This is a genomic window from Paenibacillus sp. FSL R5-0744, assembly GCF_037972555.1.
Classification (GTDB): Bacteria; Bacillota; Bacilli; order Paenibacillales; family Paenibacillaceae; genus Paenibacillus_AQ.
Window position 1 is genome coordinate 4,568,420 of sequence record NZ_CP150228.1, and the last position, 20,140, is coordinate 4,588,559.

The following is a 20,140-nucleotide window of genomic DNA, read 5'->3' on the forward strand; positions in this document are numbered from 1 at the left end:
CTTTCACCCACTCTTCCAGTTGTTAATGATGCACTTGCTTCATGACATAATCGGCGAGCAGACGTGCACCATATCCCGTCGCTCCAGCTTCAGAGTACCCCACATCCTGTTTGTACTGTACCGTCCCAGCCATATCAATATGAACCCAGCTCATAGATTCTGCTACAAAGCGCCGAATAAATAGGGCTGCTGTAATCGCACCTGCAAAAGAGGAAGTACTAACATTGCGGAGATCGGCGTAATTACTCCGAAGATCTGCTTCATATTCATCCATTAACGGCATGGGCCACAGTCGTTCTCCATTGCGCTCACCAATCTCAACTAGACTCTGCGTTATATCTGCATCGCCCCATATGCCCGCGATGCCTAATCCGAGCGCCGCACCGACATTTCCAGTTAAGGTAGCGATATCAATAGCTTGGGTTGCTCCGATATTCGCGGCATGAATAAGCGCATCCGCTATGATAAGTCGACCCTCGCCATCCGTATTCGCAACCTGAACGGTTAGCCCGTTAGGGTAGCGGATAACAGACGAAGGTAACATCGCCTCAGCATCTGGCACATTATCAACGACTGGAATAAGTGCGGTCACATTTACATTTGCACGCTTCCGTATCAAAATATCCATAGCCCCAATAACAGCAGCCGCACCGCCCATATCCATGCGTGCATCGCTGATATCGCTAGCCGTCTTCACATTCATGCCGCCTAAGTCAAAGGTTACACCTTTACCTACCAGTGCTAACATCGGTAATTCAGGGTTACTCTTGTAACGAATTTCAACTAGGGCTGGAGCGTGCTTACTCCCCGCTCCAACTGCGAGCAATCCATTCATCTGAAGTTCCACGAGCTCCTGTCCTCGATAGATATGGACTTTCAAAGCAGCATCATCACGGTCGAAAAATTCTGCCATCCATTCCGCAAAACGATCAGGGTTCAGTGTCCCAGGTACCTCATTCACAAGATCGCGAGCAACTACGGCTCCTTCAGCGCGTATCTGTGCAGAAACCCGTACAGCTTCCAATTCAATCGATGACAGCTCAGGCCAATCTATCGATTGAAGCTGTAATTCAACAGAGCCTTCCACCTTGGTAGTTCCCCGATAAGTTTGGAAACGGTACAAGCCGAGAATCCAGCCTTCCATCCAAGCTTGTAATTCATCAGCAGCTGTAATATCCTTATTCCTATTTATAGCCTCCGATGCTAAGCGAACAAGCGAAGCACTACTGCGTCCTTCCTTCAGAATTGCACGAGCAGCAGCTCCACCCGCTCGGCGAATCCTCTCAAGCGTAATATCCTTGCGCTTTCCCATTCCTACCGCTAACACATCAGACTCTTCCTCAGTGCGAGCATGTAACCAAGTCACACTGCTGCACTGTTTGTGGGGCGATCCCAGCTTAAAAGGAAAAGACTCCTCGTCATAAGCTAAATAGACAATAGTATCCGCCACATTAGCGGAATCGAATAAGATATTCATCGTTGTCCCTTCTTTTCCGTAAAGTTATCTCACAATTTCAGCTACCGCTCTAATTTCAGCATTTCTTCATCAAATAAATGACACGCAACCTCATGACCTGGTTCGACTTCTCGGAATATCGGTACATGCTGCTTACAGATTTCCATGCAGGAGGGACATCTTGTATGAAAACGGCATCCCGACGGTGGGTCAACCGGACTTGGAAGATCTCCCTTCAGAATAATGCGCTCCTTCTTTAAGGTAGGATCGGGTACAGGTACAGAAGATAGCAGTGCTTGTGTGTATGGATGCATTGGACGATCATACAAGGTATCCTTATCCGCCGTCTCTACGAGCGAACCAAGATACATAACTCCAATTCGATCACTAATATGCTCAACAACACTTAGATCATGTGAAATGAATAAATATGTCAGGCCATACTCTTCCTGCAGATCCTGCAACAGATTTAGCACTTGTGACTGAATCGAAACATCCAGTGCTGACACAGGCTCATCTGCTACGATTAAGCTTGGGCGAACAGACAACGCCCGGGCGATTCCAATCCGCTGTCGCTGCCCACCGCTGAATTCAAAAGCGTAGCGCTCGGCGTGGATACTATTCAATCCTACTGTCTCTAGTAACTCGCATGCTAGTTTATCCCGTTCTTTGGACGAGAGCTTTGTATGAATGAGCAGAGGTTCAGCCACAAGATCCTTCACCTTCATCCGTGGATTAAGCGAAGCATAAGGGTCTTGGAACACCATTTGTATATCTTTACGAATAGGCCGCATTTGATTGTCTGAGATATGGCTAATATTTTGACCCTTAAACCACACTTCACCGTCATTCGGCTCCAGCAAGCGAGTCACTAATCTACCCGTAGTAGATTTACCACAGCCACTTTCACCCACAAGGCTGAACGTTTCTCCTTTACGTATAGCGAATGAGATCCCATCAACTGCGTGCAAATATCTAGTAGTTCCGAAAAAGCCCTTTTTCACCGAAAAAAACTTCTTCAGACTTTTAACTTCAATGAGTGGAGTCTCCTTCACAAACGTTCCCCTCCTTCCGTGTTCTCCTGCTGTGTAAGCCAACAACGACTCTTTCGCTCTAGTCCCTCAATCGGGAGTAACTCTGGCTCCTGCGAGAGACAACGCTCTGTGACATAATCGCAGCGTGGCGCAAACTTACAACCTGCTGGCATTTGTGATAGATCAGGTACATTCCCTTTAATGGAATCCAAGCGACGTACGTTTTGACGCAGCTTAGGAACGGATTGAATTAATCCCTTCGTATATGGATGCTGCGGTCTTGCAAATAGCTCATGAACGGAAGCTTCCTCCACTACACGACCAGCATACATAACGACTACACGGTCGCATAGTTCTGCTACTACACCAAGGTCATGGGTTATGAGCAGCATTCCCATATCCTGTTCTTCTTTCAGGTGCTTCATTAGATCAAGGATTTGAGCTTGAATCGTTACATCAAGCGCCGTTGTTGGTTCATCTGCAATCAGTAGTTTCGGGTGGCAAGACATCGCCATCGCAATCATTACACGCTGCCTCATACCGCCAGAGAGCTGATGCGGATATTCATCCACCAAGTCTTCCGCACGTGGTATACCAACTAACCGCAACATATGAATGGCATGTTCACGAGCCTTCTTCCGACCATAACCCAAATGCAACATTATCGGCTCCATCAATTGCAAACCAATCTTCAGCACAGGATTAAGTGAAGTCATCGGCTCCTGAAAAATCATCGCCATTTCATTTCCCCGTATCTGGCGCATCTCTTTGTCCGTAACCTTTGTCAGATCCGTTCCCTCGAAACGAACAGAACCGCCAGAAATTCTGCCTGGCGTATCCTTAAGGAGCCGCATAATCGACAGTGAGGTAACGCTTTTGCCACAGCCGGATTCTCCAACTAGACCCAGCACTTCACCTTTCTTAATCACAAAGTCAACACCTGCAACTGCCGTTATACTTCCATCGCCGCGTTTAAACTCCGTTTTCAGCCCTTGTACTTCCAGCAAATTTTGAGTCATGTCTTGTCCCTCCTTAGTTTTTCATTTTGGGATCAAGAGCATCGCGCAGTCCGTCCCCGACCAGGTTAAATGCAAGTACTGTCAAAAATATAGCTAAACCCGGAAAATAAACGATATGTGGAGCTATACTTAAATAATCGCGCCCCATGCTTAACATTGCCCCCCAATCGGGCTCCGTTGGCTTCGCACCCATTCCAAGAAAGCTCAGTGACGCAGCGGCTAAGATTGCCCCACCAATTTTCATGGATAGATTAACGATGATACTAGGGACTGTTTCAGGAAAAATATGTCGCCAAATGATTCGACGATTCTTTGCACCCATTGAACGGGCAGCTTCAACAAACAATGTTTCCTTCGCAGACAATGTTACGCTCCGAATAATGCGGGCGAACGAGGGTGTACCGAAGACTGCAACGGCAATCACAACGTTGGATAAACCAGGCCCAAGTATAGCGACGATCCCAATGGCAAGCAGTAAATCAGGGAATGAGAACAATACGTCACTGCCACGCATAATAATCCGATCCAGCCAACCGCCATAATATCCACTGACAAGACCAAGGATGGTTCCAAGTACACCTGCTATCAATACGGAGCTCAGACTGACCGCCAAAGTCAACCTTGTACCATCAATTAAGCGACTTAGAATATCACGGCCGTATTCATCCGTTCCCGCCCAATGCTTGGCAGACGGACCCTGCATTAGCGCATCATAGTTCGGTTCATCAGGATTATAAGGGGTCAGAAATGGCCCGAAAATGGCAATTAAAAAAAGCAATATGATAAAAAATGCAGCCACAAGGGGCATCTTTTGTTTGCTGAACTTGCGAATAAAAACTCCCGCGCGGCCTTTTGTTTTCTCCGGGGCTATTACCTCTCCGGGTATAGGAGAATTGGTTCCCATTACCGCCGAATTGTCGCTCATGATATCCCTCCTAATCCTATATTCACCCTATAGAAAACTATCGTAATTCTGCCTCTCAGTTACTCTAGCTTACTGAGAAAACCTGATTTTCGGATTGAGTACGCCATACAATAAATCTACAATTAAATTGATAAGAATAAATTGTGTTGAAAACAGCAGCAGCAAAGCTTGAATAACTGTATAATCCCGGAACAAAATGGAATCCACCAGCAGTCTACCAAGACCAGGAATACTGAAAACTGTCTCAACCATAACCGATCCACCAAGCAAGAATCCAAATTGAAGTCCAGCTACAGTAACGACCTGTATAAGAGAATTGCGCAGCGCATGCCTGCTAATAACAACATACTCGCGTAAGCCTTTCGCACGTCCAGTACGGATATAATCCTCCCGTAACGTTTCTAGCATCGATGACCGTGAGTAACGAGCCAGCATCGACATAATTCCCATTCCAAGTGTAATGGAAGGAAGAATATACGACTTCCAGGAATCTACACCACCGGTCGGAAACCATCCAAGCTCTACCGAGAAAATTTGAATGAGTACCAAACCTAACCAGAATCCAGGAATCGACATCCCCGAAATGGCTGTCAATGTGCCTAAGTGATCAGGCCATCTATTACGATAAACCGCTGAAATAACACCAATTAGAAGACCAATGACAAGCGCCCAAGCCATGCTGAGAAACGTTAACCACAAGGTAGGCATTATTCTACTTTCTAGCATATCGGTTACTGGAATCCCTGATCGAATCGAATTGCCCAGATTACCACTTAGTAGATCGCTCATGTAGTTTATGTATTGATTCCACAGCGGCAGATTGAGACCTAGTTGCTCTTGAATGCCATGAATCTCTTCAAGTGTGGCGTCTTTACCCGCAATAAGCCGGGCCGGATCGCCCGGAATTAAGTGAATAAACAGAAAGACTAATACCGATACAATGAATAGCAACGGAATAACCCCGAGGAGTCTTTGTAAAGCATATCTACCCAACTCATAAGCCCCCTTCAGTATCGACAAATGATTTAGTTGAGGCCGCTTCCTACCATTCTTAAGAAGCGGCCTCGTTCAATTCTTGGGAAATTAAATCTTGCGTTTGACTTGAATTATTTCACTTCTGCATTTAGGACATTAATGGAACCATCCGGGAAGACTTTGACACCTTCCAGATTCGATCGTTTGCCTGAGATGATTTGGTCAACGCCCATGAATGCCCACGGAGCATCTTCCCATACTGTTTTTTGAATATTTGCATAAATGGATTTAGCCGCTTCCGGATCAACAGATTTGTTTGCTTCAGCAATCCATTTATCTACATTTTCATTTTTATAATAAGCTGTATTCGAGCCAGCTGGTGGGAACATTTCACTACTGAACAAACCTCTAGTAGCACCATCTGCATCACCGGAGGATGGAGACCAGCTGACATACCACATTTGAATTTTTGCTTCTTCAGGTGTTTTAGCAGCGTTAATTTGGTCGGATAAAGTACCGCCTTCCATGGACTTCACTTCTACTTTAATGCCTACAAGCGCTAGCTGTTGTTGGATAAATTGCATACCCTTCATAGTTTCAGATTCATTCTCACCCCAAATTTCGGTTTCGAATCCGTCAGGATATCCCGCTTCAGCAAGCAATTGTTTAGCTTTTTCAATGTCATAGTCATAACCTGTTTGTGGGGAATAATATTGTGTTTTGGATGACATCGTGGAATCAAGCTTAGCGCCAAGACCCGATTTCACCACCTTGATATACGCATCTTTGTTGATAGCATAGTTAATGGCTTGACGTACCTTTACATCATCGAAAGGTTTCTTCATCGTATTCAAAGTAACATAACGAACAATGGTTGAATCGATGGTATCTATAGTAATTCCTTCAAGGCCTTCAACCTCGGATACTTGCTCGGTAGGCATTGGATAAATGAAATCAGCCTCTCCAGTCTTCAGCATCGCAATCCGTGATCCATTTTCTGGTACGGGTCTAAAGGTTATACTATCCACTTTCGGCAAGTCCTTTTGCCAGTAATCCGTATTCTTCTCAACAACTAGACGATCACCTTGCACCCATTCTTTGAACTTAAACGGACCCGTTCCTACAGGTTTTTTCGAAATATCAGCTCCGTTTTCTTCTAAAGCTTTCGGGCTAATAATAGGTGCCATAGCAACTTTATTTAAAAATGCGTTGTATGGCTCGCTGAGTGTAATAACCACGGTTTTGGCATCAGGAGTCTCCACTTTTGCTACCTTTGCAAAGCTTTTGCGCAGTCTCAGATTGTTCTTCTCATCTTGAATACGGGCGATGTTTACTTTAACCGCTTCAGCATTGAAGTCAGTGCCGTCTTGGAATTTAACGTTCTCTTGCAAGTTGAACGTGTAGACCAACCCGTCTTCACTTATGGAATGGCTAGCAGCAAGGACAGGAACTACGTTCATATTCTCATCAAAACCCATTAGACCTTCGTACATCGTTCTGGCAGCGCTGATTGAATGTGTATCGCTTGCGTTATGAGGGTCCAGCGTAATAAAGTTAGCATTGATGGCAATTACAATGTCTTTATCATTTTTTGTAGTTGGGGTGCTAGTTTCCGTTCCACCAGCGGTATTGCCGCCTTGTCCCTCGTTGTTCGCTTTGTTGCCGCACCCTGCAGTCACTACTACTGTAATAAGCAGCAGCATGAACATTGACCATACTTTTCCTTTTGCTTTCATGTTATACACTCCCCTTTAGAAACGATGTATTAGAAAAGCTCCCAGTCCAATTATTCATGAGACTTGAAGATTATTCTCGATCTTTATAATCAGACTTCCCATTGGAATACAGCACGGCGTTCGCCTACAACTGTGCCGCCATCATTAACAATAGTGTTCGGCACGAGTGCATATAAACGATCAATCGTATCTTGAATGCTATAGCCTAAACGTTCCAGAATCGATGCGATGATACAAGGCCATACTTGCTCGGAGCCATCGGATACTTTTAGCGAGATACCGATTCGTTCCTTTCGGAGTCCAATCCCATATACACCTTTAGCGCCGCCCTTTGCCGTCAGATTATCATCCTTTAGAAGCTCTGAGCAGACGAATTTCGTATCTGCAATCATCACCGGATTATCGTTCATAAGCTTTGCAGTCGCAGCAGCTGCGTTACGTATTTCCGTATTCTCAATCAAATCAGGACAGGCTAGCTTTAAATATGAATAAGCGATTTTATGAAGAGGGAGTGCGAAGATAGGAAGACCACAACCATCAATCCCTTGAGGAATGGATTCCTTCGATACTTCTGCGATATAAGCCATGATATCAATGATCTCCTGTTGCACGGGATGGTTAGGATCATAATAAGTATCTATATCCCAACCCATATATTTGCTAAGGCCCATTAACCCTGCATGTTTACCTGAGCAATTATGAAAGATTTTACGAGTGGGCTCATTCGCCCGATAGCGTTCTGCCTTGGCTTCCTCATTCAGTGGGTATGTAGAACAACAATGAAGTCCCTCTTCTTTTAATCCCATTTTCTGAAAAAGAGATTCAAGCGCTTCAATATGAAAGGCCTCTCCCCGATGCGAAGCAGTAAAGAGTGAGGCTTCCTTACTTGTCAAACCGTAAACCTCATCGATCCGACGCTTCATAACCGGTAAAGCTTGGAATGGTTTAGCAGCTGAACGAAGATAGGTCATATGCTCCGGATTACCTGCTTTATACAAAATATTACCTTTCTCATCGACCACACTAACTGCACCATAATGGACATTCTCCAGTAAGCCACCGCGATATTCTTCTACTAATGTTGTAAACCCCATCTGTACAACCTCCTTCGATGTAATTATTTTAATCCAATGCGAAAAAACGATTTTGCGATAGTAATCCAGATCCGATAATTACACCATTCTCGTTCAACATCGAACGATGAATGGAGAAAGACCCACGAAGGGGTTCCCATGTGAAGCGTGAAAGATATAGATTCTCGACTGCTTCATAAATATCCGGAAATTTGTCTACGAGTTCTCCACTCAGGATCACACTATCGGGGTTATACATGCATACGACATTGTTGATTGTAATCGCCATATACATGAGCGCACGCTCGATCAAATGAACCGCCCAATGCTCTCCTGCATCCTTTGCTTCAAATAACTCCTCGATCGTGCGAATCGGACGAATCCGATTGGCTTCCAACAACAATGAACTGATATTTATATAGGTCTGTAAGCAACCCGCCTTACCGCACTCGCACATCATTCCGTTAGGATCCACTGTCGTATGCCCTATTTCACCAGCACTGTTCATCACCCCGCGATAAATCTCTCCCTCAAGGATCATCGCCGAGCCAACGCCTTGCCCGAAGCCCAATAGTGCGGTACGGACAGATCCAACAGCAGCGCCTTTGAGGTGTTCAGCAAGAGCTCTAACTTTCAACTCATTATCTACAGCAATTTCAAAACCGGTTAGTTCCTTTAGGCGTTTTGCTAAGGCAACATTCTTCCATCCAAGCTGAACAGAGAAGACAACAATACCTTCTTCGTTATTCACAATTCCAGGAAGTCCAACGCCAATACCGACGATACGCGTTCTGTCAATCACATGCTGCTGCGTCAGTTGTTCAATCGCTTCATTGATTCGTTCCAGTGTCTTGTCTGGACTCTCGTCCGGAGTACGCGGGTATTGCCTGCTGCAGAGAAGCTTACCTTGCAAATCTACGATACCTACAATCATAAGACTGCGATCCAGCTCAACCCCAACCGACAATACAGAAGCGTCAACCATAGCTAGCAACGTTGATTTCCGACCTAATCCTGACGATACCTGATCCGAATCCAGTAGATAGCCCTGTTCAGTTAATTCTCCAACAATTCGACTCACAGTTGTAGGACTCATACCCGTTTGTTTGGCGATGGAAGCGCGAGAAATTGGTTGTTGATTTTTTATGATTTCGAAGACCGTCAAACGATTTTGCCGCTTCATAAAATCCTGATCGTGCTTTTTCACAGACATTCTCCTAATTATTTTCTTCAGTGCATTAATCAAACTAATAAAACTATAAAAATAAGAAAAAATTTGCCAATTAAGCTACGCTAATGTATTATTTGATTAAATTTCAGTTTAGTTTCTCCAGTGATGGGATTAATAATAAAGGCTCATTGATTGTATGTCAATATAAATGACATATTTTTTTATTCGAAATAAATGAAAGCGTTTAATATGTGATTTTTATAACAATCTCCAATAAATACATAACACAAACATAACATCAAAGACCAAAACCGCTCTCATAATAGACCGAGCGGAAACTATAAATAGGAAAAACTTAATTTAGAGGTGGAGGAAATATCTTAAAAACAAAAGAGGTTTGGGGTCGATGCAGAAGTTTTGTGGATCTGAATATTGGAAAAAAGGTAGAATCGTGCGCGGATTGATAGTGGAATGGAAATTGCACCCGCATCAAAAGTAAGTTCTTCATATAGAAACCAACTTTTGATGCGGAATGTTAAAAAAATTATTGAAACTCTACTGCCTTAACAGACGCGTCCTCTTGTATCAGTGACAACAATTTCACAGCATTAAACGATTCAGGAAATTTTACGATAATTTCTAAATTCAATTCGGAGGCAAGACTATTATTTTCAGCGTGAAAGCTTAAAATGGTAATATTTTTTTCTTCAAGGAGCTGTTGAATTCTACTCACGGCTCCTTCTGAATTAGTCAGACAGATCACAATCTGTTGCGTTTTCGGTGAGGCCAGCCAACTGTATCGGCCATGCAAAATCTTTTGTCCAAGTAAGATAATAATTGTTGCTCCTCCACCAAGAATATATAGGCCCGATCCAATCGCCAGCCCTAGTCCCGCCGTTGCCCAAATCCCCGCTGCAGTTGTCAGGCCCTTCACAGTGTGTCTATGCATGAAAATCATTCCTGCACCAAGAAATCCCACTCCACTTACTACCTGGGCAGCTATACGTGCGGGATCGAGCTTAACATAGGACCAATCAGCTTGATCCTGAAATCCATATTTTGAAATGATCATCATAAGTGCAGCACCTAAAGCAACAATAAAATGCGTTCTAACTCCCGCTTCTTTCATCCGACTTTTTCGTTCAAAGCCAACTAAAACACCACAAATTCCAGCTCCAACTACACGAAGCAAATATTCAAACTCCATACATAGTCCTTCTCTCCTTATAATATTGCTATTTATTGTATCATAAACGGATTTCTATGTTTCTCCCTCCTATAATATGAACATGATATTTAACATAGTTTGAGCATGCGCACAGTCACATCTGCAAAGATTTAACTGTGATACCTTTATAACTGTTACTCCAGTAGACATTTTATAACGGTCTACAACTAGTGAAAGAGGTGCGTATATGAAACTGCCAACAATCCAATTTGGGCATATTAAATCCAAGGTTCCTGTAATTCAAGGGGGTATGGGCGTAGGCATATCCTTAAGTGGCTTAGCTGCTGCTGTAGCCAATGCAGGCGGGATCGGCACCATTTCCGGTACAGGAATCACCACTGATGAACTGAGAATGCATATTCGCAAAACAAGAGAGCTCTCAAAAGGGATTGGATATATCGGTGTGAATGTTCTATTCGCGATGAAGGATTTTGCTGATAAAATGAAGGTCGCTTTGGAAGAAAAAGTGGACTTTATTATTTCTGGAGCCGGGATTTCCAGAGATATTTATGCTTGGGGTAAAGAGTATGGTACTCCTGTGGTGTCTATTGTTTCCTCCGCCAAATTAGCCAGAATATCCGAAAGACTTGGTGCCTCTGCAGTCGTAGTGGAAGGATTTGAAGCCGGAGGCCATTTGGGCACAGAGAGATCCATGTTCGAAATTCTTCCTGAGGTTGTAGAAGCCGTTTCGATTCCGGTTATTGCTGCTGGTGGGATTCTGACGGGAAATGATATCGCAAAAGCCCTTCGGATTGGCGCTTCTGGTGTTCAGATGGGGACTCGTTTCGTGGCGAGCCATGAATGTGATGCTCCTTTGGCCTTTAAACAAAAATATGTAGATGCTCAGCAAGGTGATACTATTCTAATTAAGTCTACAGTTGGGCTAGATGGCAGAGCGATTCGTAATGAATTCACAGAACGTATTAGTGATGATGCCAAATTAAAAATAGCAAAATGCTCTAATTGTCTAAAGGTATGTTCGCATCGCTTCTGTACCATGGAATCCCTGCTAACTTCGCTTAGAGGAGATGTTAAGAACGGATTAGTGTTTGCCGGGTCCAGAGTTCATGAGATTAAAGAGATATTGTCCGTACAGCAGATTATCGACAATTTAATGTATGAGTATCAAGGAGCATTGAACCCGGTAACTTAAGATTGTAATAGGATACTTATGGGATGATAAAGTTAAAAAAAGAACCCTTTGTTGTATGCAACAAAGGGTTCTTTTTAAAAGGCGTTGTTTATAGTTGACACTATATCAGCATAGCCTTACATCATTCCACGAGTACTAGAAATGCCCTCTTGTTGATGACAGCTCTTATACATTTGTTCTAGCTCAGAATCACCTAAGTTAGGATGTCTTTCTTTCATAAAGGGCAACATCTCTTTAAAAGTGCTTGGAGCAAACCCGGCAGCATAAGCTGCTGTTCCAATTCCAAATGACAAAATAACAACACAGATTACTGCAAATACTCCTCTTTTCAAAAAAACCATCTCCTACTTTATAATACGGAAAAAATCAATACGAAAAAAATTTGCTGAAACCAACATGCACATCAGACCCATTCCCATAACTAGAATGGCTATGATCCAATCCGCTTTTTTCATATTCATCCTCCCGTGCCATCGAACACCCTGAATTCAATGAATAGTGGGGTTCAATAATATTAATGATTATAGATGAATATTGTGTGGAAACTATGTGGGACATGCTTAAGAGATTAATTTTTGTCAATTCCGTGAAATTAATCACTATATAATCATTTGTTCATACTGCGTTCTTATTTGAAAGATATGATTTCAATATAACAATAAACATAAAGGAGTCATGATCATGAAAAAATTGTATTACACGTCTTTTTTCTATGCCATTCTTGGTTTGATAGCAGGTGTTGCTTATCGTGAAATTACCAAAATGAATGATTTCGAAGGAAACACCATCTTAGTTGCACTTCATACTCATATCCTTGTACTGGGCTTCTTCTTCTTTATAATCGCATTGATCCTAGCCAAGTTATTTAATATCCATGAAGCTAAATCCTTTGGCGCATGGTACATTGTATATAACATTGGTCTCCTGATCACGATCGGTACTATGGCCACTCGCGGGATGCTGCAAATTAACGGGACTGATATCAGCTTCTTACCGCATATTGCGGGTCTCGGTCATGCCATAGTAGGTGCTGGTATCATTTGGCTACTAGTTCTGCTCGGTAAACGAATTAAATCATAGGAAAAAAGCCGCTGGATCATATTCCAGCGGCTTTTTTTGATTAGTCATATTTAAGTTCATACCAAATGAGACTATAAGTATATTTGTTTATACACTGGTAAATGATACAATATGGAAGTCGCGAGATATCTTAAATTTTAACTTTAAACCATGCTTTCGATGCCAATAAAACTTTTAAGGAGTGAAGTAAATGTCTATCGATGTTTATCTGAATTTCAACGGGAATTGCCGTCAAGCCGCAGAATTTTACGCGGAGGTATTTGGCGTTGAACGTCCACAAATCATGACCTTTGGCGAAACACCACCTGATCCCAATTTCACTCTTCCTGAAGAAGCCAAAGATTTAGTTATGCACACTCGCTTGAATATCGAAGGCAGTAATGTAATGTTCTCTGATGTTTTTCCGGGCATGCCTTTTGTGGAAGGAAATAACATTAGTCTTTCGGTAGTTAGTAAGGATTTGGATGGCATAAAGAAATATTTCCATAAGCTTAAAGAAGGCGGAAAAGTAGGTATGGAATTACAAGAAACCTTCTGGAGCTCGTGTTATGGTAGTCTAAAAGATAAATTCGGCATCGATTGGCAATTCAATTATGATGACGGACGAATGAATATGTAATAAAAATAACAACGAGTATGGAGTGGCTGTGGAACCTATTAATACAGGTGCAGCCTACCTCCAGCTCGTTGTTTCTTGTTCAAGCTCTTAGTCCATAATCAAATCATATACACTGACCTTCCGAATCCGTCTTGCAACTAACATGGATACCACATAAGCAACAACTAGAATGACAGCACACAGTAGAAGCACTTGAGGCAGACTAACCGCCAGCTGAACGTTATAAATGCCTAGACTTGAAAGCAATAATACAAACGCCGAATCCGAGAAAAAATAACCTGCTAAACTCCCCAATAATACTCCAACTACAATCACCGGAAAAAGACTGAACGTAATCTGTGTCATCAAATTAAAGGTCGTATATCCGATACCTTTAAGAATACCGAATTCCCGCTTACGTTTCATAATCAACGTCTTAATCACCAAATACAAAATTAAACTAACCACTATAATCGTGACCGCGGTAATGACTGCTGTCATAGAAGATACTGCTGAAGTGAATGTACTGAGCGTACTTTCTAACATGTCTAAAATGTTCGTTACGTTCCATTGTCCAGGGAGACGTTCTTCAAGCTTTTGAATGAAGACTTGAGGATCTTCCCCTTCCTTTAAGTACACATTAATGGACTGGACTGAGTAATTCGGCTGCAATTTTCTCATTCCATCTTCTGTTATGGTAGCAACCATACCTAACTGATTAATCTGCTGGCTAAGACCAGTCACCAAATAATTTTGGGTTACCCCATTAAACGTAACTGGAATCTCGTCCCCAATCGATTTATTTTTCATTTTTGCAATTACACCGGATATCGCAATTTCATTATCAAAAATGGGCTGCCTACCTTTATAGACCGTCTGCGTCTCCAGCTTGGCATAATCATCAGATACACGGATCATAAAACTGGAATCATCTATAGAAGCTACTCTACCTTCCAATATGGAGATCTTCTGAACCTCAGGCATGGCCTCTACTTCTGCAAATATCTTTGGATCATGATTAGCTTTTTTTAGATCAAGTTGCAAATTGGTACGTTCTAGACCCACTAAATCTAAAACGGCTGAAGTATCCCCTTTAAAGTTAAAATTAAGGATGGAGCAAAATATACTCGAAAAGGTCAACCCTGCAACGATCAGCACGATCATAAAATTCTGCTTGGTCTGTCTAAATAAAGACTTCAGACTTAAGGCGAATTGCAAATTCAATGAAGTGCTCGCTAGTGGAAAATGATTTTTCTTAAAATTGTGGGTAAGAAGCCCGCTCTGAAGAGCTGCTATCGGAGTAATCCTTCGAATCTTTCTACTAGACAGGTAGGCAACTAAGAGAATCAGCACCGTAACGATAAGCAAACTCAACAAAGCACTTAATAATTCAAAAGTTGTCGGCCACAACAGTCCAACCGAAGACGAAATCATATTACCTACTAAGGGCATGACTAGAACAGAAATCAAACTTCCCGGTATGGAGGCAATTATAGACACTGAGACGAACTGTAAAAGAAATGAGGATATGATCTGCCTTGACGTATAACCGTTCGCTTTCAAAACACCGATGTTGGTTAGGTTATCCTCAATATTCCCGAAGATCTGAAACCTGATCACAATCAACGAGATTACAACCATAATCAATGCAAATACAATCAGAATAGCGGCTAAAATATTCACAAAAACACGGTTACCTTCGAGCCCCACATCAGTTCGCATGACTAAAAATGAACTTGTGTTTCCAGATCCAAAAATCTGTTCACTCAACTTTTGCTCCAGCTTGACTTCTTTCGCCCGTTCGTTTAATTGTACAGATAAAAAATTAAATTGAACTTCTTTCCCAAGCCGTTCCTCTAATTGCTTATAACCTTCATCGTTTAAAAATATTTTCAAAGCCCCATTCGTCAATGTCCCAAAAAGGGGTTCCTCCGTAAATCCACCGATGGTATAAGTGAATTTGTTGTTATCGTATTCAAACGAGATCGTATCCCCAAGGTTATACCCTGAGCCTCCGTGAAAGATATACGGCAAATAAATTGTATTTTGATCCGCAGGTTCCAACCGAGAAGTGGTATTAAATAGTCCCATAGAGCGCTGCGAATCCTTATTAAGAATCAAGAAAGCAATAGCTGTATTGTTTCCCCCGTAGTTTATCTTTACATCAGGTAGCAGAAGCGCCGCCTCATTCTCCCATGTTTCAGTATAAGGATAGCTATCCACCAGAGATTCATAATTCTTCACATTCTCATTTAAAGGAAAATAAGCGGTGATATCAGGTGTATTTAGCTTCGATATTTTTTCTTGCTGAAAAGAATTAAGCTTCAAGCTGACCGTGAGGCCAATGTTCAGCAGCAGCGCAGCAATCATAATCAATACGAAGAGCGTAATCGTTGCACTTTTTCTTTTACGAATATTGGACCAAGCAAGCTTTCCTATTAAGCTTCTCATCCCTACCACCCCAATTCGGTCAGAAAGGACTGTAATTGCTGCTGCCGTTCAGGTCCACTATCTTCGCTATAAGGGGAAAGGCGCAAATCTCCGATGACTACTCCATCCTGCAGATACAAGATCCGATTACCACGCAGCGCAGTTTTGAGATCATGGGTTACCATAATTATGCTTTGCCCCTGCTTATTTACCTCGGTTAGGACACGCAGTACCCCTATTCCTGCTGAGCTATTTAGCGCTCCAGTCGGCTCATCCGCAAAGACCGCTTTTGGACTGTTGATCAGGGCCCGGATAATTCCGGCACGCTGAGCTTCTCCTCCTGAGATTTGCGCTGGAAACTTACCCCAGATTGTGTCATCCAGGCCTACATCTAAGAGCAGCTTTTTGGCTTTTTCCACAGCCCCAGCTCTATCCTTTTGGACAAGAAAAGCACTTGATAATACATTGTCGAGCACACTCATTGAATCGAGCAGATGGATCTGCTGAAACACAAATCCACAATTCTTCCGCCGGAATATCGCCAGCTGATCATTACTCATCGCCGTAATATCTTGACCTTCAAACAAGACCTCTCCAAGCGTTGGTTTATCCATTCCCGAAATGGCATACAGCAGTGTTGATTTACCAGAACCAGAGCTGCCCATGATAATTGTGAAATCACCATGATATAAGGTCAGATCTAGATTTTTTAATACATGCTGCTGAGTTCCTCCATGGGAAAAGGTTTTTCCAAGCTTATGGGTCTGCATCAATACTTTATTATTCACTTCGTTCATGTTGAACACTCCATTTACGTTCATGCTCATTAATTACGCTAATAGTAACCCTAGCTCTACGCACAATATAATGGCTGCAATTACAGACTCATTCGTAATTGCAACCTAATCGTACGTTAAATGTTCTTAACATGTCTTTGTGCAATCCTTAGCGAATTCTTAATTCTATCCTGCTAAAGGAATCAGCAGCTTTACAGTAAATCCATCCTCCCGATTGGAGCATACAATGTCGCCCTGCATTTTTTGCATCATATAACGAGAAATGTACAGACCTAGACCTGCACCGTTCTGGCTCACGGCCAGACTGCCCCTAAAGAATTTATTGAATATTAAAGGCAATTCCTCCTCAGGGATACCCGGACCATAATCCAGAACATCAATCTCCAGATAATGATCCCTAATCTCGAATTGAATATCGATGGGTGTACCGGCGTAGGCATACTTATAGGAATTGTTCACCACATTATCGATGACCTGCTGCAGCCGTAAGGGATCCACCATAATGATGCAGTCTGGTACAGATGCTGCTGAAATCCGTTCGTAGAAGTTCACATTATTTATAATTTGAGTCAGGAGGTGACTATTCTCCTCCGTTAAGCTGACGTTTAGTTCATTCAGTTCCTCCAAGGTGGAATGGAACATGTCTGTGACCAGACGATCAATCTGATCCGCTTTGGAATACAAGGTATTTAGCTGTCTGCTTGTCTTCTCATCTCTTGCGCTTAATAACATCAGTTCCGTAATCGCCTTCATCGAAGCGACGGGTGTCTTAATATCATGACTGAGACTAGCAACCAGCTCCTTCTTACTCTTGTTCGCTAAATATTCACTGTGTCTAGCCGCCGCAAGCTCTTCCCGCATCATATCGAAGCTTTCGGTAAAAGCACCAAATAGATGATTACGATCCATCTCCAGAGGCACTTCAAGATCGCCTCTTGCGATATGCTTTGCGAATAGCTGCATTTTGCGAAACGGACGAAGAATGGATCTATTCAGGAACCAAATATAGAGGATGCCTAAAATTGTAAGCAAAAGCAGCATCGCAACAGAAACTTGTATAAATTGTTGTTTCATATGTATAAAAATCGTACGATAATCATTATTAATAATTACTTTACCCACCAGCTGATCCCGAACAACAACATCAACTAAGGTATCCCGATTATTGATAGCTTCGTTAACGCTAACGGAAATCGCATTTTCAGTCTGATATTTAAGTTCACCAGAAGTATCAATAATGGCGAAATCATAAGGACTTTCCTTGTACAGTTTCGGCTCAAGCTTATCCCAATGCTGCTCTGTAAGCTTAACAATGGTATTGATCGCCACTCGGTCTGTTGAGGTCTCCACTTTCAAATTAAATATCAGCAATAAGAGAGTTTTACTTGCAGCGAGTATAGTGAGCATCAGAGCTATCAGCAGTTTTTTAGTCATAGCTTATTTATCCTCAAAAGCATAACCGATGCCCCATACGGTACGGATGTACTGCGGATCGTTAGGATTCTGCTCAATCTTCTCACGAAGATGACGGATATGTACATTTAAGGTGCCATCTCCCGCAAAAACATCCCCCCATACCCCTGTAAATAGCTCCTCTTTAGGGATTACCCGATTTTTATGCTGGATCAAAAACTTTAGCAATTTATATTCCATTGTTTTCAGCTTGAGGGGTACGCCGTTAAGACTTGCCCTTCTGAGTTCGGGATCAATCTGGATGGGTCCGGATTCAAGAAGGGAGGACTCGGCTACAACTTCGTTGTTGTACCGTTTAAGCACCGCCTTTACTTTTGCCAGCAGCACTCTCAAGGTATACGGCTTATGAATATAATCATCTCCCCCGATATCTAGCGCAATTAATACATCATCCTCACTGGAGCGGGCACTAATAAACAGGATGGGAATCCCGGTCGTCTGACGCAGTTCTTTGCATAACTGGAAGCCGGATTCACCACCTAAATTAATATCTAGGAGTAACATCGACACCTGATGCTCACTCAAAAAGCTCCGACAGGCATCGGCGCTCGTAACAAATGCGGTTTGAACATCAAACAAATTAAAATATTCGCAGGTGGTCTCCGCAAGCTCAATTTCATCATCAATAATCAAACAATCATATCTCATCGATTTCTCTCCACTTCAACTGAATTTATTATTATGTTAGAATATGCCTTTAAGGAGGGGTTACCTGTGGATACACAGTTCCAGCGTCTGGAGCACTATTTAGATAAATACGAACAAAGCTGGCCATTAAGTGGCACAGTCTTAATAGCTCAGCGTGGAGAAATCAAGTTACATAAAGCGTACGGATATGCGAATCTTGAACATCAGGTCCCCAACACTTTAGATACCAAATTCCGGATCTGGTCACTTACCAAATCATTCACTGGCATGGCTATCCTGATGCTGAAAGAACAAAAACGTCTCAGACTGGAAGATCCAATCCTAAAATATCTCCCTCAGCAGCATGCACTAGAGGGGATTACCATCCTTCACCTGCTAGGACATACCTCTGGTATAGCCAACTACACTTCCATACCCGAATATAATCAAAAATTAAATAAGCTAAAGCTGACTCCACAGGAGATGTTACAGCTATTTGTGAGTCAGCCCCCTGCATTTATGCCTGGCACTTCATTTGCCTATAACAACTCAGGTTATTATTTGCTTGGGATGATTATTGAGAAGATTACAGGGATGACATTTGAAGATTATATCACTACTTTTATATTACAGCCTCTGGGCATGGTAAATACAGGAGTTTATAACAATCAGCAGATTATTCAAAAATTAGCCTCACCTTATCATTCTTCTTGGGGAGAGTATACTCAGGGGGAATACATAGATATGAGTTCTATCTTATCTGCTGGCGGGATGTATTCGACCGCTGCCGATCTTTTCCTGTGGGATCAAGCCTTATACTCCGATCAATTAGTGTCTCATAACACCCTAGAGATGGCTTTTCATTCCAGTAACCTCAAATATCGATTTGGTTGGTTCTTGGACGAACGTTTTGATCGAAAAAGAATGTATCACGGCGGTGCCTATCGCGGCTTCCGAAGTGAACTGCATAGATACCCTGAAGATCAAACAAGCATAATCATGTTGACTAATTATGATTGCGTACCCGTCACTAAGTTAACGGAATCGCTAGCTGGATTAGTCTTCGGCGAACCTGTAAGGGTACCGATCTCTCCGCAAGCCTACCCGCTTGACGATAGCATTTATGCTTCATATATGGGAACCTATGAGGGATATGGCTGCAAAGCGAGCGTCGAGCGTAGTGGGCAAGATTACTATTTTGTCTGGAATGATGTAGAAGTCACTCCGTTTTATCCAATCTCGGAAACAAGATTCCATCATACGAAGCATGATTCAGAATATGAATTTAAGCGGAATGCTCAGGGTGTGCTTTCATTTCTGGGGATGCATAAAAAACAAGACAAGTCTTAAATAGACCTGTCTTGT

The 20,140-nt window shown here is 42.5% G+C and carries 18 protein-coding genes; 4 read left to right on the forward strand and 14 right to left on the reverse strand.

Annotation, left to right across the window (positions count from 1 at the left end; all coding sequences use genetic code 11):
• Window positions 1–22: 22 nt before the first annotated feature.
• The 9 genes from MKY19_RS20200 to MKY19_RS20240 all read right to left on the reverse strand — a co-directional run bounded on the left by MKY19_RS20200 (window position 23) and on the right by MKY19_RS20240 (window position 10,596).
• Window positions 23–1,477 carry a leucyl aminopeptidase family protein gene (locus MKY19_RS20200; protein WP_339797248.1) on the reverse strand — a complete coding sequence of 485 codons (1,455 nt, stop codon included), beginning with the start codon at window positions 1,475–1,477 and terminating at the stop codon, window positions 23–25.
• 41 nt (window positions 1,478–1,518) lie between these two features.
• Entirely contained in the window at window positions 1,519–2,511 is a 993-nt protein-coding gene (locus MKY19_RS20205) for a dipeptide ABC transporter ATP-binding protein (protein WP_042189914.1), read from the reverse strand.
• A complete protein-coding gene (locus MKY19_RS20210; RefSeq protein ID WP_042189916.1) occupies window positions 2,508–3,509 on the reverse strand; it encodes an ABC transporter ATP-binding protein in 1,002 nt (333 codons plus the stop codon). The genes MKY19_RS20205 and MKY19_RS20210 overlap by 4 nt, the downstream gene beginning before the upstream one ends.
• Window positions 3,510–3,522: 13 nt before the next feature.
• Window positions 3,523–4,434, reverse strand: coding sequence for an ABC transporter permease subunit (locus MKY19_RS20215; protein ID WP_042189918.1), 912 nt, complete (start codon window positions 4,432–4,434; stop codon window positions 3,523–3,525).
• Window positions 4,435–4,503: 69 nt separating this feature from the next.
• Window positions 4,504–5,427, reverse strand: a complete 924-nt coding sequence (locus MKY19_RS20220) for an ABC transporter permease subunit (protein WP_042189920.1) — start codon at window positions 5,425–5,427, stop codon at window positions 4,504–4,506.
• A gap of 113 nt (window positions 5,428–5,540) precedes the next feature.
• Window positions 5,541–7,145 carry a glutathione ABC transporter substrate-binding protein gene (locus MKY19_RS20225; RefSeq protein ID WP_339266029.1) on the reverse strand — a complete coding sequence of 535 codons (1,605 nt, stop codon included), beginning with the start codon at window positions 7,143–7,145 and terminating at the stop codon, window positions 5,541–5,543.
• 89 nt (window positions 7,146–7,234) lie between these two features.
• A complete protein-coding gene (locus tag MKY19_RS20230) occupies window positions 7,235–8,239 on the reverse strand; it encodes an asparaginase (protein ID WP_339797252.1) in 1,005 nt (334 codons plus the stop codon).
• Between the two features lie 28 nt (window positions 8,240–8,267).
• Window positions 8,268–9,425, reverse strand: a complete 1,158-nt coding sequence (locus MKY19_RS20235; RefSeq protein WP_339797254.1) for an ROK family transcriptional regulator — start codon at window positions 9,423–9,425, stop codon at window positions 8,268–8,270.
• A gap of 508 nt (window positions 9,426–9,933) precedes the next feature.
• Window positions 9,934–10,596, reverse strand: coding sequence for an MgtC/SapB family protein (locus tag MKY19_RS20240; RefSeq protein WP_042189928.1), 663 nt, complete (start codon window positions 10,594–10,596; stop codon window positions 9,934–9,936).
• Window positions 10,597–10,804: 208 nt separating this feature from the next.
• On the opposite strand from MKY19_RS20240, the gene MKY19_RS20245 reads away from it, so the two are divergent.
• Window positions 10,805–11,770, forward strand: a complete 966-nt coding sequence (locus MKY19_RS20245; protein ID WP_339266035.1) for a nitronate monooxygenase — start codon at window positions 10,805–10,807, stop codon at window positions 11,768–11,770.
• Window positions 11,771–11,886: 116 nt separating this feature from the next.
• Here the strand turns inward: MKY19_RS20245 and MKY19_RS20250 are convergent, their stop codons facing one another.
• A complete protein-coding gene (locus MKY19_RS20250) occupies window positions 11,887–12,102 on the reverse strand; it encodes a hypothetical protein (RefSeq protein ID WP_339266038.1) in 216 nt (71 codons plus the stop codon).
• Between the two features lie 349 nt (window positions 12,103–12,451).
• Between MKY19_RS20250 and MKY19_RS20255 the strand changes: the two genes are divergently transcribed.
• Both MKY19_RS20255 and MKY19_RS20260 read left to right on the forward strand, forming a co-directional pair.
• Window positions 12,452–12,850, forward strand: a complete 399-nt coding sequence (locus MKY19_RS20255) for a DUF2871 domain-containing protein (protein ID WP_042189934.1) — start codon at window positions 12,452–12,454, stop codon at window positions 12,848–12,850.
• Between the two features lie 190 nt (window positions 12,851–13,040).
• The gene (locus MKY19_RS20260) at window positions 13,041–13,469 is read left to right on the forward strand and encodes a VOC family protein (protein WP_042189935.1); all 429 of its coding nucleotides are present in this window, start codon (window positions 13,041–13,043) and stop codon (window positions 13,467–13,469) included.
• An 87-nt stretch (window positions 13,470–13,556) separates the two neighbouring features.
• Here the strand turns inward: MKY19_RS20260 and MKY19_RS20265 are convergent, their stop codons facing one another.
• The 4 genes from MKY19_RS20265 to MKY19_RS20280 all read right to left on the reverse strand — a co-directional run bounded on the left by MKY19_RS20265 (window position 13,557) and on the right by MKY19_RS20280 (window position 18,796).
• Window positions 13,557–15,899: an ABC transporter permease gene (locus tag MKY19_RS20265; RefSeq protein WP_339797258.1), complete on the reverse strand. Its 2,343-nt coding sequence runs from the start codon at window positions 15,897–15,899 to the stop codon at window positions 13,557–13,559.
• Between the two features lie 2 nt (window positions 15,900–15,901).
• Entirely contained in the window at window positions 15,902–16,675 is a 774-nt protein-coding gene (locus MKY19_RS20270; RefSeq protein ID WP_042189939.1) for an ABC transporter ATP-binding protein, read from the reverse strand.
• A gap of 165 nt (window positions 16,676–16,840) precedes the next feature.
• The gene (locus MKY19_RS20275) at window positions 16,841–18,109 is read right to left on the reverse strand and encodes a HAMP domain-containing sensor histidine kinase (RefSeq protein ID WP_339797260.1); all 1,269 of its coding nucleotides are present in this window, start codon (window positions 18,107–18,109) and stop codon (window positions 16,841–16,843) included.
• 3 nt (window positions 18,110–18,112) lie between these two features.
• On the reverse strand, window positions 18,113–18,796 hold the full coding sequence (locus tag MKY19_RS20280; protein WP_076300532.1) for a response regulator transcription factor: 684 nt from the start codon (window positions 18,794–18,796) through the stop codon (window positions 18,113–18,115).
• 66 nt (window positions 18,797–18,862) lie between these two features.
• On the opposite strand from MKY19_RS20280, the gene MKY19_RS20285 reads away from it, so the two are divergent.
• Complete coding sequence (locus tag MKY19_RS20285) at window positions 18,863–20,125, forward strand: serine hydrolase domain-containing protein (protein ID WP_339797263.1); 1,263 nt, start codon at window positions 18,863–18,865, stop codon at window positions 20,123–20,125.
• Window positions 20,126–20,140 lie beyond the last annotated feature (15 nt).

Coding starts and splice junctions, on each gene's coding strand:
- MKY19_RS20255 (WP_042189934.1), top strand. CDS start 12,452: ATGAAAAAATTGTATTACACGTCTTTTTTCTATGCCATTCTTGGTTTG.
- MKY19_RS20270 (WP_042189939.1), bottom strand. CDS start 16,675: ATGAACGAAGTGAATAATAAAGTATTGATGCAGACCCATAAGCTTGGA.
- MKY19_RS20260 (WP_042189935.1), top strand. CDS start 13,041: ATGTCTATCGATGTTTATCTGAATTTCAACGGGAATTGCCGTCAAGCC.
- MKY19_RS20225 (WP_339266029.1), bottom strand. CDS start 7,145: ATGAAAGCAAAAGGAAAAGTATGGTCAATGTTCATGCTGCTGCTTATT.
- MKY19_RS20210 (WP_042189916.1), bottom strand. CDS start 3,509: ATGACTCAAAATTTGCTGGAAGTACAAGGGCTGAAAACGGAGTTTAAA.
- MKY19_RS20215 (WP_042189918.1), bottom strand. CDS start 4,434: ATGAGCGACAATTCGGCGGTAATGGGAACCAATTCTCCTATACCCGGA.
- MKY19_RS20200 (WP_339797248.1), bottom strand. CDS start 1,477: ATGAATATCTTATTCGATTCCGCTAATGTGGCGGATACTATTGTCTAT.
- MKY19_RS20230 (WP_339797252.1), bottom strand. CDS start 8,239: ATGGGGTTTACAACATTAGTAGAAGAATATCGCGGTGGCTTACTGGAG.
- MKY19_RS20265 (WP_339797258.1), bottom strand. CDS start 15,899: ATGAGAAGCTTAATAGGAAAGCTTGCTTGGTCCAATATTCGTAAAAGA.
- MKY19_RS20240 (WP_042189928.1), bottom strand. CDS start 10,596: ATGGAGTTTGAATATTTGCTTCGTGTAGTTGGAGCTGGAATTTGTGGT.
- MKY19_RS20245 (WP_339266035.1), top strand. CDS start 10,805: ATGAAACTGCCAACAATCCAATTTGGGCATATTAAATCCAAGGTTCCT.
- MKY19_RS20275 (WP_339797260.1), bottom strand. CDS start 18,109: ATGACTAAAAAACTGCTGATAGCTCTGATGCTCACTATACTCGCTGCA.
- MKY19_RS20280 (WP_076300532.1), bottom strand. CDS start 18,796: ATGAGATATGATTGTTTGATTATTGATGATGAAATTGAGCTTGCGGAG.